At 43.8% G+C, this 13,120-nt stretch carries 12 protein-coding genes and 1 tRNA gene; 6 read left to right on the top strand and 7 right to left on the bottom strand.

The window, feature by feature from the left end; all coding sequences use genetic code 11:
• Window positions 1-65: 65 nt before the first annotated feature.
• The 3 genes from FLAVO9R_RS12420 to FLAVO9R_RS12430 all read left to right on the top strand — a co-directional run bounded on the left by FLAVO9R_RS12420 (window position 66) and on the right by FLAVO9R_RS12430 (window position 3,656).
• On the top strand, window positions 66-1,580 hold the full coding sequence (locus tag FLAVO9R_RS12420) for a hypothetical protein (protein WP_232370642.1): 1,515 nt from the start codon (window positions 66-68) through the stop codon (window positions 1,578-1,580).
• Between the two features lie 88 nt (window positions 1,581-1,668).
• Complete coding sequence (locus FLAVO9R_RS12425; protein ID WP_159531751.1) at window positions 1,669-1,965, top strand: hypothetical protein; 297 nt, start codon at window positions 1,669-1,671, stop codon at window positions 1,963-1,965.
• 188 nt (window positions 1,966-2,153) lie between these two features.
• Window positions 2,154-3,656 (top strand): catalase, encoded by a 1,503-nt coding sequence (locus FLAVO9R_RS12430; RefSeq protein ID WP_159531753.1) that lies wholly within the window; start codon window positions 2,154-2,156, stop codon window positions 3,654-3,656.
• A 194-nt stretch (window positions 3,657-3,850) separates the two neighbouring features.
• On the opposite strand, the gene FLAVO9R_RS12435 is transcribed toward FLAVO9R_RS12430, so the two are convergent.
• The 3 genes from FLAVO9R_RS12435 to FLAVO9R_RS12445 form a co-directional block, all read right to left on the bottom strand.
• Entirely contained in the window at window positions 3,851-3,988 is a 138-nt protein-coding gene (locus tag FLAVO9R_RS12435) for a hypothetical protein (protein WP_167347523.1), read from the bottom strand.
• A 454-nt stretch (window positions 3,989-4,442) separates the two neighbouring features.
• Window positions 4,443-4,892 (bottom strand): NfeD family protein, encoded by a 450-nt coding sequence (locus tag FLAVO9R_RS12440; protein ID WP_159531755.1) that lies wholly within the window; start codon window positions 4,890-4,892, stop codon window positions 4,443-4,445.
• Window positions 4,893-4,894: 2 nt separating this feature from the next.
• A complete protein-coding gene (locus tag FLAVO9R_RS12445; RefSeq protein WP_159531757.1) occupies window positions 4,895-5,839 on the bottom strand; it encodes a slipin family protein in 945 nt (314 codons plus the stop codon).
• A 280-nt stretch (window positions 5,840-6,119) separates the two neighbouring features.
• Here FLAVO9R_RS12445 and FLAVO9R_RS12450 point away from each other — a divergent pair, with 280 nt between their 5' ends.
• Window positions 6,120-6,452 (top strand): PadR family transcriptional regulator, encoded by a 333-nt coding sequence (locus tag FLAVO9R_RS12450; RefSeq protein WP_159531759.1) that lies wholly within the window; start codon window positions 6,120-6,122, stop codon window positions 6,450-6,452.
• Window positions 6,453-6,455: 3 nt separating this feature from the next.
• Window positions 6,456-6,941, top strand: a complete 486-nt coding sequence (locus FLAVO9R_RS12455) for a hypothetical protein (protein ID WP_159531761.1) — start codon at window positions 6,456-6,458, stop codon at window positions 6,939-6,941.
• A 101-nt stretch (window positions 6,942-7,042) separates the two neighbouring features.
• On the opposite strand, the gene FLAVO9R_RS12460 is transcribed toward FLAVO9R_RS12455, so the two are convergent.
• From FLAVO9R_RS12460 to apbC, 4 genes are all read right to left on the bottom strand, one after another.
• A tRNA-Pro gene (locus FLAVO9R_RS12460) sits at window positions 7,043-7,119 on the bottom strand.
• 131 nt (window positions 7,120-7,250) lie between these two features.
• Complete coding sequence (locus FLAVO9R_RS12465; RefSeq protein ID WP_159531763.1) at window positions 7,251-8,660, bottom strand: SLC13 family permease; 1,410 nt, start codon at window positions 8,658-8,660, stop codon at window positions 7,251-7,253.
• A gap of 74 nt (window positions 8,661-8,734) precedes the next feature.
• Window positions 8,735-9,331, bottom strand: coding sequence for a dCTP deaminase (dcd, locus tag FLAVO9R_RS12470; protein WP_159531765.1), 597 nt, complete (start codon window positions 9,329-9,331; stop codon window positions 8,735-8,737).
• Between the two features lie 147 nt (window positions 9,332-9,478).
• Window positions 9,479-10,651, bottom strand: coding sequence for an iron-sulfur cluster carrier protein ApbC (apbC, locus tag FLAVO9R_RS12475; protein ID WP_159531767.1), 1,173 nt, complete (start codon window positions 10,649-10,651; stop codon window positions 9,479-9,481).
• Window positions 10,652-10,757: 106 nt separating this feature from the next.
• Between apbC and metG the strand changes: the two genes are divergently transcribed.
• Window positions 10,758-12,785 (top strand): methionine--tRNA ligase, encoded by a 2,028-nt coding sequence (metG, locus tag FLAVO9R_RS12480; RefSeq protein ID WP_159531769.1) that lies wholly within the window; start codon window positions 10,758-10,760, stop codon window positions 12,783-12,785.
• Window positions 12,786-13,120 lie beyond the last annotated feature (335 nt).

The following is a 13,120-nucleotide window of genomic DNA, read 5'->3' on the forward strand; positions in this document are numbered from 1 at the left end:
GTGTTAACACGACAACGACACTAACCCATTACTGTCAATTTACCACTAACTCACGTGGGCTTCATATGGAAATAGTCAATCGGAGCAGTATTGAGAACGAGATCCCCGATCTTTTTTCAGACACATCGGTTTGGAGCCTAGTGCCTCATAAGGTTTCTGAACACAGTGCTGAAATTTGGACGGGCACTTTATTCCCTTATTTAAGAAAACCGGCGCTTAGCCGTATAATTGTATATATAAATAATACCGAAATAAGCCGAGTAGATATTACCCTAGACCAATGGCAACGCCCTTTTCGCCGTGTCAGCAAGCGATTTTATACGCTTTTAACGCTGGATAACTTGCAGTCAAATCAAGAATATAAAATAGTTCTTTTTCAACAATTAGAAGACGATGCACTGGATTACGCAGGCGATTGGCTTCTGTTAAAAACGGCTTATTTCAGTACCTTACCTTTAGCACTTCCCACCAGCGAGGCAAACGCTTTTACGGTTTCTTTAAGCAGCTGCTTCTATGAGCACAAAGACTATGGCCAAACTGCCCAAGCCTTCAAAACGCTGTACGCAAACAATGATAAGGTGTTTAAACCCGACATAAAGTTCATGGTAGGCGACCAAGTTTACTTAGATATTGGCGCTGACTCTCTTTCCCCGCTAACCAACGAAGTAAGACTTAGAATTGCCGATGACTACGCCAAGCATTGGCAAGCACTAGGAAGCATGCTTTCTCGTGGCGGCACTTGGATGCTACCGGACGACCACGAATATTGGAATGATTACCCGTTTTATGATGGCATAGTACCTACCCTATACATGTTGAGAATTCCTAAAATTCGCGCTGCGTGGAAAGGCGCATCTGAAGATGGTGTTAAGCGCATTCAGCAAACGAAAGCGCTGGTTGAAACCTTCACCATTGGTAACGATTTGTCTTTTTGCATCGCCGATTTACGCTCTTCACGGTCAAAAACCCAGTTTATCAACAAAGCGGGATTTGCTGAGCTCATTGGATGGATAACCACGCTTACAATGCCTGGGGTATTGGTCATTCCACAGGTTTTAGTCACCCAAGAAAATAAACTAGAACGCAATTTACTAAGCTTTAAAAAACAATACACCGCGCTTTTAAATGCCCTTGCTACTGCCAGCCATGACATTGTTGTACTGGCGGGCGATGTGCACTTTGGCCGTATATGCTCGGTAGATATTGGTACACAGGGCATTAAACTCATTGAAGTCGTTGCATCGCCAACATCGAACCTTACTGGGGTAAACTCTGTTGCCTCATCTAAGCCAAGCTATTGCCCCGAGAAATTTCCCGACCCGAAAGCCAAGCTAGATGTAAATTGGCCAGATAGTGACGTTGACTATTATGATAAGCCATACAAACTCACCACAACGAAAGGCCGATGGTTTTCTTCATACTGGCGGGAGAAAACGAATGAACACATGATGACAATTGGTTTTAACAAAATAGACGGCAAAGTGAACATGACTGTTCAAGCATGGTTAATTAGGAAAACGGATGCAGACGGGAAGCCAAAACCCCAATTTAAAGCGCCTTTTACGATTGCCTTAAACTGAACAAAAAACGTTATTACTACTGGCTATTGCTTGCCGCAATAGTGTAACTTTTCACTACGCTCCTAATTACCTTTATAAGGCACCAGCAATGAAGTACGTTGCATTTGCATTAATACTGACGGCACTTTCAGTAAACAGCTACGCTTTTGACCCCAAGCAAACACGACAATCACACAAGGTTGTCGTGGAATGTAAAGATATCGCTTGGTCGGACGTTCAAACTCTTGTACAGCCCTATTTATCTGACGATATAAATGCAGCCCTGGTTATGCAGGGGCAAAGTGCCAATTACAAAGTGTCGTTAGCTGCCGAGCAAGTTATCGGTGAACCACTTCCAGATATTATTAATACCATACTGACATCTATTGTAGAGGCAGATTGTTAACCTTATAGAGCCGTCAATGAACAAAGAGTAAGTAAACTTCCCCACCCGCTTCTGATTTTATTCTTTCACCTGCGTAATCATTTCTAAACTCTTTCACGCATTGTGCCGTAGCAATAATAAGCCCACGGTCGAGCGACCATGATTGCAACGGAAACTGGCTTTATTCAAAGCCCTGAAGGATATTTACAATGGCTAAAAACCCCCAACTAACAACGTCAGCTGGTGCGCCAGTTGCGAGTAATGAAACAACTAAAACGGCAGGAGCACGCGGCCCCGCTCTTCTTCAAGATTATCAATTGCTAGAAAAACTAGCTCACCAAAACCGAGAGCGTATTCCAGAGCGCGTTGTTCACGCTAAAGGCTGGGGAGCTCAAGGTACTTTCACGGTTACCCATGATATTACTGACTATTCTTGCGCTGATATTTTTTCACATGTAGGCAAGCAAACTGAAGTGCTAAGCAGGTGGTCAACCGTAGCAGGCGAATCTGGCGCGGCTGACACCGAGCGCGATGTGCGTGGTTTCAGCCTGAAGTTTTATACCGAACAAGGCAACTGGGACATGGTAGGTAACAATACCCCGGTGTTCTTCGTTCGTGATGGCTACAAATTCCCTGATTTTATTCGCACCCAAAAACGCCACCCGAAAACCAACCTTCGCTCTCCAGAAGCGATGTTTGACTTCTGGGCAGGCCAGCCAGAAAGTGTACACCAAGTGACTATTCTGATGTCTGATAGAGGTATACCCGTATCGCCTATGCATATGAATGGTTATGGAAGCCATACTTTCAGCATGTGGAACAAAGACGGCAAACGCCATTGGGTGAAATTCCATTTCAAAACACAGCAAGGCATTAAGAATTACACCAATGAAACCTCTGAGCAAATTATTGGTAGTACCCGTGAGAAATATCAAGAAGAACTGTATAGCGCCATAGATGAAGGGAACTTCCCTAAATGGACCATGTACATTCAGGCTATGCCTGAAGAAGATGCGGGTAAGCAAGCTTTTAACCCTTTCGACTTAACGAAAGTGTGGCCGCATGATGATTACCCGCTTATTCAAGTAGGCGAGCTGGAAATGAATCAAAACCCTGAAAACTATTTCCAAATGATTGAAAATGCGGCATTCAGCCCATCCAACGTTGTACCTGGCATTGGTTTCAGCCCTGACAAAATGTTGCAAGCTCGTATCTTTTCGTATGCTGATGCACACAGATACCGGTTAGGTACGCATTATGAAGCGTTACCCGCTAACGCGCCTAAAAACAGCAAGGTGAACCACTATCATAAAGACGGTGCAATGCGCTTCTTTACCAATGATTTTGGCAATCCAGATGCGTATTACGAGCCAAACCAACACGAAGGCCCTGTGGCAGATTTCTCGGTTAAAGAGCCGCCACTTCGCATAGACGGCGATGCAGACAGATATCATCAAGAAGATGCGGATGTTGATTACGTTCAACCTCGTAAACTTTATGAGATGTTCGATGACGCACAAAAAGAGCGTATGTATAAAAACTACGCGGCGGCGATGGGCCCATGCTCAGATAGCGTAAAAGAGCGCTGGTATGCCGTGTTAGAAAAAGTACATCCAGATTATGCTGCGGGTGTGAAGCACGCGGTAGAAACCTTGGATACCGACGTTAATACTGTGCCTATCACCGAAAATACGCCGATTGAAGATAACTAATTTCAATCGGTAACGTTTGAATTAACGTTATTTTAAATAGCTACACAAAAGCCCCAAACACGAAGTGTTTGGGGCTTTTTATTGATATTCAAATTAGATAAGAACGAAACTTAAAGATGCGTGGGAGTTGAACTACACAATGCCTAATATTTTATAGCTATGACACCCACTTTTATCGCTAGGTTTTAAACGGGCTATTTCTTATCAGAACGTTCCGCTCTTTTCTTTTTCTTTCGCTCGTTCTTGTCGGTTACAATTTTAATCGCTTCTTCTTGCGTTAAGTTAGGGTGTTTAGCCACTATTTCTTTAACTCTGTCATCAAATTTTGTCATTTATAAATCTCATGTTTTGTATGTTCAATATTACAGCGGTTCTAGCTTTCAACGTGAATAGATGTGTAGCGGTTCAACTTCCTGCACCGTTCAAAAAAGATGGAAAGATCAGAAATAAGCGCACCCTTTATACTTAGATATACTCAGATGCCTTCGCACAAATAAGCTAGAACAACACCTCATGTGTGATAACCGTATTTTACACCAAACTCGCAAATAAAGATGTGGAAATCGAGTTAAAATTTGAGAGGGGATTTGTGGACACCCACAATAATTTTACGGACATCTAACTTTATGGACACCCACAGCGAGCTACAATCAAATTGGAGATTTTGTGGATACCCACCGCCAGTATTTGATGAGAGGGAAAGCGTGAAGGAGGAAAACGGTAAAGGGATAAGAGGATCAGAGTACTTTGAAATGTTGAATTAACTCTGACCCTTTTGGTTTTTTGTTAAACCGGCTGAACGTGTAGAACGCCTACTTCCACTTTCACCACTTCTGCCGTTGCGCCCTTTTTTATGGCCGATGAAGATTTAACTGTCCATACCACGCCAGAAAATCGCGCGGTACCGGGCGCCCCAGGAGCCACGTCACTTTCTAAATCGAACTGTGTTCCTATCCAGTCTGACTTTACCTCTTTAGGAGCACGATCTTTTTGAAGTAGCTTCAATGGACGCCAAAGCACTAATGTAAGGATTGCATCAATAATCGCGATGGCAATAAACGCATCTAACAATGCCTCATTGAGTATTCCAATATACATAAGACCTGACACCAGCATCATTGCAATGCCCAACGTCAACAGGAGTATTGTGGTGAAACCCATTAATACTTCGATAATTAGCAATAATAAGCCTATGCCAATTAAAAAGTGCGGTAAGTTGGTAAACATACTGTCCATGGCTACGCCTTCTTACCTATTGTGTTCACAATCGTCATTGCTTGTGCCACAACATTACCTATTTCTGTTCCACTATCAGGCAGCAATACAATGGAAGACTCTTTTGCAATTTTCTCTTTCGCTTGAATAGCGCCTTTCGCTAGCTCAAGCTGCACCGCTTTTTGCCCTTCTTGGGTTGCGGCCGCTTTACCCACCGTTTCAATGGCTTCTGCATCTGCTTGAGCAACACGAATAATCGCTTGCGCTTCACCGTCGGCTTTTAGTATTTGCTCTTCCCTATCGGCTTCAGCAGCAAGAACGATGGCTTGTTTATCACCTTCGGCGCGGTTAATGGCTGCTTGACGATCACCTTCAGATTCTAAAATCTGGGCGCGTTTTAATCGTTCCGCCTTCATTTGCTGTTCCATCGCATCTAGCACTGAATTCGGCGGGTTAATATCTTTTAGCTCGTAACGCAATACCTGAACGCCCCATGGCGCAGCGGCTTCGTTAAGCGCAGACACAATATTGGTATTCAATAAGTCTCGCTCTTCGAAGGTTTTGTCCAATTCCATTTTTCCAAGTTCAGAGCGCATGGTGGTTTGCGCCAACTGCGTTACCGCAAACGTATAATCTTCTACACCGTAGGTGGCTTTGTAAGGGTCTACCACTTTGAAATACAACACACCATCAACGCTTAACGTGATGTTGTCTTTAGTAATGGCAGATTGCTCTGGAACGTCGCCCGCCTGCTCTTTTAAAGAGCGATTTGCAGCAACCTTATCAATAAACGGAACAATAAAGTTAAGACCGGCTTCCAAGGTAGTGTTGTATTTACCAAAACGCTCAATAATGTACGCGCGGTTTTGAGGTACAAATTTTATTGACGATTTAAGGGTAATAACAATTAGCACAAGTAAGATAATTTGATACGAAAAAACGTATCCCAGTAAGGTGTCTAATTCCATTTACGTACTCCTGAACGATTAATACAATGGCTTCAATAAGTGTTTATATCACAATAAGTAAACACTAAAAGCAGTTAAATTGTGATGGAACGTTTCAATTGACTAGTGAGCGCGGCAATCATTGGACAACCACCGCCAGCGGATAATCAAATATAAACTTACTGAACACTGCTATTTTCTTCTACGTTTTAACAGCTTAGCTCCCGCTCAAAAAATAACCATTGCCATACATAGAAGTATTATGTAAGTTATACATAACACTTCTATGCAAAGAGACGCTATGGCTTCAGTAATTGCAAAAGACTTAGTCGCGGCTTCGGCAACACCGTTGATACTCTCTATTTTGAAGAATGGTGACAGTTATGGTTACGAAATTATTCAGCAGGTAAAAGAGCATTCGAACGGTTTGCTTGAATGGGCAGATGGAATGCTATACCCCATTTTACATCGCATGGAGAAAAACGACTTCATTAGATCCTATTGGGGTAAGGCCGACACGGGTAGAAAGCGAAAGTATTACACCTTGCAGGATGAAGGCCGCAAAGAATTACTCAAGATGCAAGAGCAGTGGCATCAGCTATACACTTTACTTATGTCTTTTAAAGGAGAATAACGTATGTTTGATCTCGATAACGCTGTTGAAAATTGGTGTAATAAGGTTGTCTCTCACAACATTTGGGATGCAGATAAAATTGATGAATTGAAAGACCACTTATATTGCATTATCGAACAAGATGTAAATTCAGGTACCAATGAACAGCTCGCTTTCGAAAAAGCGACCAGTGAATTGGGCTACCCCGAAGCAGAGATGGAGGCGTCTTCTGGCCGAGCCAAAATTATTCAAAGAATATGTCGAGTAATAAATAAAATTGAAGGCAATTCCTCGTCAGATTCACCATTAGTGCTCGGTCATGCGATAATATGGGCCAGCGTAATGCTTGCTATGGCTTTAGTTGTTGATGATAAAGACACGAATGGAGCTGTACTGATGATTTTAACACTAGGTTGGTTTGCCAGCTTCATGACTCTTGATGGTACTAAGGCTTCAGCAAAAAAAGAATGGGCTTGTTTAAAGCGCTTCGTTGAACGAAAAATGTCTTAATTCTTTAGGACAATTGGTTCTGGCGTGGACTTAACGTGATTTTGGTGTACTTGAATAAATAGATATGATTTGGTCATGTATACTGCGGGGAGCAGAGAAGTTGGTCGGTGTGAGAGGATTTGAACCTCCGACCCCTGACACCCCATGACAGTGCGCTACCAAGCTGCGCCACACACCGACCGAAAGAGCCGATAAGTCTACTTATTTTTAGTCACAATGCAACGACAATTACACAAATCCTTGGTTAAGCGCTTAATTGCTAATCAGTTTGTAAAATAATACTGCAAATTTTGGTGCACAACGCCGTTTTTATAACGTTAAATAACATACACCGGTTACCACTACGGCGACAATTACGTTAAGCACTATGCCCTCTCGTGCCATGGTTTTTATATCAAACTTCTCGGTGGAATAAGCAATTGCGTTTGGCGCCGTAGCTACTGGCAGCATAAACGCACAACTAGCGCTAATAGCGGCGGGTATCATTAGTAGTTTAGGATCTACACCTACCGCAAAGCCTGCTGCCGCTAATATTGGCATAAGTAGTGTGGCTGTGGCGGTATTCGATGTAATTTCGGTCAAGAAGGTTACAAATAAACAGATACCCAGAATAAGGAAAATTACCGGTAGGGTTGAAAGCCCGGTAAGCCACTCCCCCATTAGCACGCTCAAGCCCGATGTTCTAAACGCTTTAGCAATACAAATACCACCAGCGAACAATAACAACATGCCCCAAGGAATATTATTGGCGGTTTTCCAGTCGAGTAATTTGTCGTGTTGGCCTTTGCGCGTTTCAGTGGCAGGCGTTGTTTCACCGTTATTGGTCATAAACATGGCCACAACACCGGCTACCGCAATGGTGCTATCGCTAATAGTGGTAATACCTAACCACGCACTCCAGAACGGCCTGAATACCCATGCCATGGCGACGGTGCCGAATATCGCCAAAACGCGCTTTTCGGCCACTGCCCATTTGCCTGGTTGAGGTAAAGCAATGTTACCCACTTGCGTCAATCCCCGTGCTAGCCACAACGCCATTAGCGGAATAGAGACCAGTACAATGGGCACCCCAGTTTTCATCCACTCAATAAAGCTGTATTCATGCCCTTGCGTTTCTTCATAAACGCTCATAAAAATAATATTGGGCGGCGTGCCAATGGGCGTGCCCACGCCGCCTAGACTTGCGGCATAAGCAATACCTAAAATAAGGGCTACACCAAATCGTGGGTTTTCCATAGCATTAATAATGGCCATGGCCATAGGTAGCATCATTAAAATGGTGGCGGTATTACTTATCCACATACTTAAAATAGCGGTGGTCAGCATAAAACTTAATATTAGCTTTAGCGGGCTTCCCGCCCCGGTGACTCGTAGCATATAAATAGCGAACCGTTGATGCAGGTTAGCTTTCTCTAACCCTTTCGATAGCATGAACGCCGCCATTAGCAAGATAATAACGTGGCTACCTAGCGATGAAGCCGCTTCGGTATGGGTCAATACACCGGCAAGAGGAAATAGTGCAAACGGGATAAGTGAAGTGGCTGGTATGGGCAGTGCTTCCGTCACCCATAATATAGCCACAAACAAGGTAATGCCTGCGGTAAGGGCAATATCAGCGCTTATATTTGAAAAATAAATACCTGAGCCAAGCGCTAGTGAAGTAATAAGGGCAACAAGAATAATAAACGAGCTTTTGTCGAACGGCTTATCGGCACTCATTGCGCATCCTTATTTATACTTTATTTCATGTTTTGTTACATGCTTTGCTTTATAGAATTTATTCGCTGTAGAATTCAGGCGCTGTTTTTATCGTCTGACGATATACGGCTGGCCACGGCACCGTCTTGCCCTTTGTATTTGGCATCTACGCGGGCATTGTATGGCTTTTCGGCGGGGTTCGATAACACTTCAAAGCTTAACGCACCAATTTTCATTTTTGGGCGAAGGGCTAAAGGCAGTTTTCCGCTGTTATAGAATTCCAGCACAATATTACCCGACCAACCTGGATCGATTCTGTGCGCGGTTACATGTACCATCAGGCCTAATCTTGCTAGCGATGAGCGCCCATCTAACCAGCCTACAATATAATCTGGCAACGTCACAGATTCATGAGTGATTGCCAGTGCAAGCTCGCCTGGGTGCAAGAAAAATGCTTTACCTTCAGGTAATTCAATTTCGTCACTCATTACATGGTCTAGCGCTTCTTGTACCTGCGCTTTAGGGCCACTTAAATCGATGTAAGGTGCTTGATGATCTTCAAATACGCGAAATTTATTACCTAGGCGAATATCTACCGTCACCCCACTAATTTCTTCGTAGTCGGGGGTTGGGTCTATTTTTATTTTCCCAGCTTTTAAATGTTTGTATATATCGCGATCGCAAAGGCGCATAAGCGGTAAGTCCTTACTATAAAGTGTGCGGTATTATGCGTATGTAGCACTCGCCAATCAACTGGCTATAAGCGACTATTTACTTTAAATACCAAAATTAATAACTGAGACGGTTAAAAGTGACTAATTTCTGTTTAAATTTATCATTTACAGCTTACTGTTAACGCCAATGGGGTCGCCTTTAATATGCTTGCTTTGCTGCGTTCTGGGCACAACGGTTAACGCTAATTGCATCGACAACGCTCTAGCGGCTTCGCGGTAGCTTTCACTTAATGGGCTCTCAGGTGCACTTACCAACAGTGGCGTACCCGCATCGGCGTGTTCGCGCACGGTGATATCGAGTGGTAATTGGCCTAGTAGTGGCAAGCCATGTCGCTCAGCTAAGATTTCGCCGCCATCTTTTGAAAACACATAGTCTTTGGTGCCACAGGCGCGACATTGGTAATAACTCATGTTTTCAACTAGCCCCAATACTGGCACACTCACTTTTTCGAACATGCTAATGCCTTTTTGGGCATCGGCTAAAGCTAAGTCTTGGGGTGTGGTTACTACTACCGCAGCAGTTAGCGGCACTTGTTGTGCCATAGTAAGCTGAATGTCGCCAGTACCCGGTGGCATGTCTACAATTAAGTAGTCGAGCACTGGCCACAAGGTTTCGTCAATAAGCTGTTTTAATGCCCTACTCGCCATTGGGCCGCGCCATACTGCTGCGTCTTCTTGTGGCACTAGGTAGCCGATAGAGTTTGCCACCAATCCATGGGCGCTTAACGGCTGCATGTGTTTGTTATCACTACTATGAGGGTGTGCATCCGTATTGCCCAACATAATAGGCACAGATGGGCCGTAAATGTCAGCATCTAAAATGCCTACACTTGCCCCTTCTTGCATAAGTGCAAAGGCCAAATTAATACTTGTGGTCGACTTCCCTACCCCGCCTTTGCCTGATGCCACGGCAATAATATTTTTAATATTATTTACGGCAGTGTTTTTAGTTTCGCCCGACGCTATGTTTTGGCTAACGATGAGTTGCTGCTCGGAAAGCTCGCCTTTTAGTGCTTCTAGCACGTAAGCTTTAATTGTTGCTTGCTGAGTTTTATAACAAAACGGTAAGTTGATGGTGAATGTGTTGGAAGGAGTTTCGTGATCAGCTTTCTTGTTGTCAGCTTTTTCGCTACCAGCTTTTTTGTCACCAATGGCTTGATCTGAACCTAACTTATCTGCACACCATTGTGCGGTAATGTCGGCTTCAATACTGAAATAGCTGGCTAAAATAGCCGCAACTCTGTCTATGAGTGGCTTAGCTTTACGGGAAAAGAACATAAATTATCCTGTCTACGGGGTATTTTGTGAATTTCGTAATGCAAAAAACGCGGATTTCCGCTAGTATTTGCAGCCATTTTGAAACGCGAAGAATCTATACGTTATTATGTCTGAAAATCGCCGCATTCTGGTAACCAGTGCGTTGCCCTACGCCAATGGCTCTATTCACTTAGGCCACTTGCTTGAACACATTCAAACCGATATCTGGACACGGTTTCAGCGTCTGCGTGGAAACGAATGTTACAGTGTTTGTGCCGATGATGCACACGGTACACCTGTTATGCTTAAAGCGCAGGAACTGGGTATTACACCAGAAGAAATGGTGGCCAGAACTCGTGCAGAGCATCACCAAGATCTGCTCGATTTTCACGTAGAGTACGACAACTACTATGTAACCCATTCGCCTGAAAACAGGGCGTTGTGTGAAGAAATTTACACTCGTTTAGATAACGCCGGTTACATTAGCAAGCGTACGATTAATCAATTATACGATCCGCAAAAAGAAATGTTTTTGCCAGACCGCTTCGTTAAGGGTACCTGCCCTAGCTGTGGTGCTGAAGATCAAAACGGCGATAGCTGTGATGTGTGCGGCGCAACCTACAGCCCTACTGAGGTTAAAAACCCACGCAGTGTGGTATCTGGCGCTACGCCAGTATTGAAAGAATCTGAACATTTCTTTTTCGACCTTCCTAAGTTTGAAGACATGCTTAAAGGCTGGATCCGCTCGGGTGCCCTGCAAGAAGAAATGGCCAACAAGCTTCAAGAGTGGTTTACCGAAGGTTTGCAGCAGTGGGATATTAGCCGCGACGCCCCTTATTTTGGGTTTGAAATTCCAGGTGCCCCGAATAAGTTTTTCTATGTATGGGTAGATGCCCCCGTTGGCTACATGGCCAGCTTTAAAAACTTCTGCGACCAAAATAACTTGGAATTCGACGATTTCTGGAAAGCCGATTCAGACGCCGAGCTTTACCACTTTATTGGTAAAGACATTACCTACTTCCACTGCCTTTTTTGGCCTGCGATGCTAGAAGGTGCGGGTTACCGTAAGCCTACTGGTGTAAATATTCACGGTTTTGTTACGGTGAATGGGGCGAAAATGTCTAAGTCTCGCGGTACCTTTATTAAAGGGCGCACTTATTTAGACCATTTGAACCCAGAGTACTTACGTTATTACTTTGCGTCTAAGCTTGGCGATAGCGTAACCGACATCGACTTAAACTTTACCGATTTCGCTCAAAAAGTGAATTCAGACTTAGTAGGTAAGGTAGTAAACATTGCTAGCCGTTGTGCCAGCTTTATTACTAAGCGTTTTGACGGCAAATTGTCTGACAACGTATTAGAGCCCGAGCTTATTGCCGAGTTCCAAAATGCAGCCGACACTATTGCCGATTTATTCGAGCGCCGTCGTTACCATCAAGCGATACGTGAAATCATGACATTGGCCGATAAAGCCAACCAGTTCATTGATACCAACGCCCCTTGGGTAACTATCAAAGACGAAACCAAACAGCAGTTCACTCACGATGTATGTTCGTTGGGTATTAATATGTTCCGCCTGTTGGTCATTTACTTAAAACCTGTGCTTCCAGTATTGGCAGAAAAAGCAGAAGGCTTCTTGAACGATGAGTTTACGTGGTCGTCTCTTGAAACCGTGCTAACGGGTCACGCCATCAACAAGTTTAAGCCAATGATGCAACGTGTAGAAATGGAGAAAGTAGACGCCATGGTTGATGATTCAAAAGAAAACCTAGAGCCAACAAAGCCAACGGTTAACCCAGACAGCCCGTTAGGTAAAGATCCTATCAGCGAGACAATCTCGTTCAATGACTTCGCTAAAGTAGATTTACGTATTGCACGTATCGCCAACGCTGAACATGTTGAAAAGGCCGATAAACTTCTACGTTTAGAGCTAGATTTAGGCGGCGAAACAAAGCAGGTATTTGCCGGTATTAAGTCTGCCTACTCACCTGAAGCGTTAATTGGAAAGCATACCGTAATGGTGGCTAACCTAGCACCGCGTAAGATGCGCTTTGGTATGTCTGAAGGCATGGTTTTAGCTGCCGGCCCGGGGGGGGATGAGCTTTATATCTTAGAGCCACACGAAGGTGCATTGCCTGGTATGCGCGTTAAGTAATATTGGGTTGCTGACTTTTTAGGTAAACGAACCGCTAGAAAATTTGAAAGCCGTGTTGATAGTCTCAACACGGCTTTTTTGTTTGTGGGAAAATGATGTAGATTTTCTTGTTTCTCTGCCTAGTTTAAAAGTGGACATCCATGTTTTAACGCCCACTAAAAACATGGACACCCACTTTTAAAACCCCAGTTCTATTGCGGACACTCACTTTTATATTGCCAAGGCGAATTGTGGGTGTCTTGTTTTTGGCTCTCGTCAAATCGGTGATAAAGGTGGGCATCCATGTTTTAACCCCAATCAAAAAATGGACATCCACTGATTAATATTCCAAATTA

Source organism: Alteromonas sp. 38, assembly GCF_902506055.1.
GTDB classification, from domain to species: Bacteria; Pseudomonadota; Gammaproteobacteria; order Enterobacterales; family Alteromonadaceae; genus Alteromonas; species Alteromonas lipotrueae.

Bases quoted from the DNA above. Each gene is read 5' to 3' on its own strand.
- FLAVO9R_RS12420 (WP_232370642.1), top strand. From the start codon at position 66: ATGGAAATAGTCAATCGGAGCAGTATTGAGAACGAGATCCCCGATCTT.
- FLAVO9R_RS12425 (WP_159531751.1), top strand. From the start codon at position 1,669: ATGAAGTACGTTGCATTTGCATTAATACTGACGGCACTTTCAGTAAAC.
- FLAVO9R_RS12430 (WP_159531753.1), top strand. From the start codon at position 2,154: ATGGCTAAAAACCCCCAACTAACAACGTCAGCTGGTGCGCCAGTTGCG.
- FLAVO9R_RS12435 (WP_167347523.1), bottom strand. From the start codon at position 3,988: ATGACAAAATTTGATGACAGAGTTAAAGAAATAGTGGCTAAACACCCT.
- FLAVO9R_RS12440 (WP_159531755.1), bottom strand. From the start codon at position 4,892: ATGGACAGTATGTTTACCAACTTACCGCACTTTTTAATTGGCATAGGC.
- FLAVO9R_RS12445 (WP_159531757.1), bottom strand. From the start codon at position 5,839: ATGGAATTAGACACCTTACTGGGATACGTTTTTTCGTATCAAATTATC.
- FLAVO9R_RS12450 (WP_159531759.1), top strand. From the start codon at position 6,120: ATGGCTTCAGTAATTGCAAAAGACTTAGTCGCGGCTTCGGCAACACCG.
- FLAVO9R_RS12455 (WP_159531761.1), top strand. From the start codon at position 6,456: ATGTTTGATCTCGATAACGCTGTTGAAAATTGGTGTAATAAGGTTGTC.
- FLAVO9R_RS12465 (WP_159531763.1), bottom strand. From the start codon at position 8,660: ATGAGTGCCGATAAGCCGTTCGACAAAAGCTCGTTTATTATTCTTGTT.
- dcd (WP_159531765.1), bottom strand. From the start codon at position 9,331: ATGCGCCTTTGCGATCGCGATATATACAAACATTTAAAAGCTGGGAAA.
- apbC (WP_159531767.1), bottom strand. From the start codon at position 10,651: ATGTTCTTTTCCCGTAAAGCTAAGCCACTCATAGACAGAGTTGCGGCT.
- metG (WP_159531769.1), top strand. From the start codon at position 10,758: ATGTCTGAAAATCGCCGCATTCTGGTAACCAGTGCGTTGCCCTACGCC.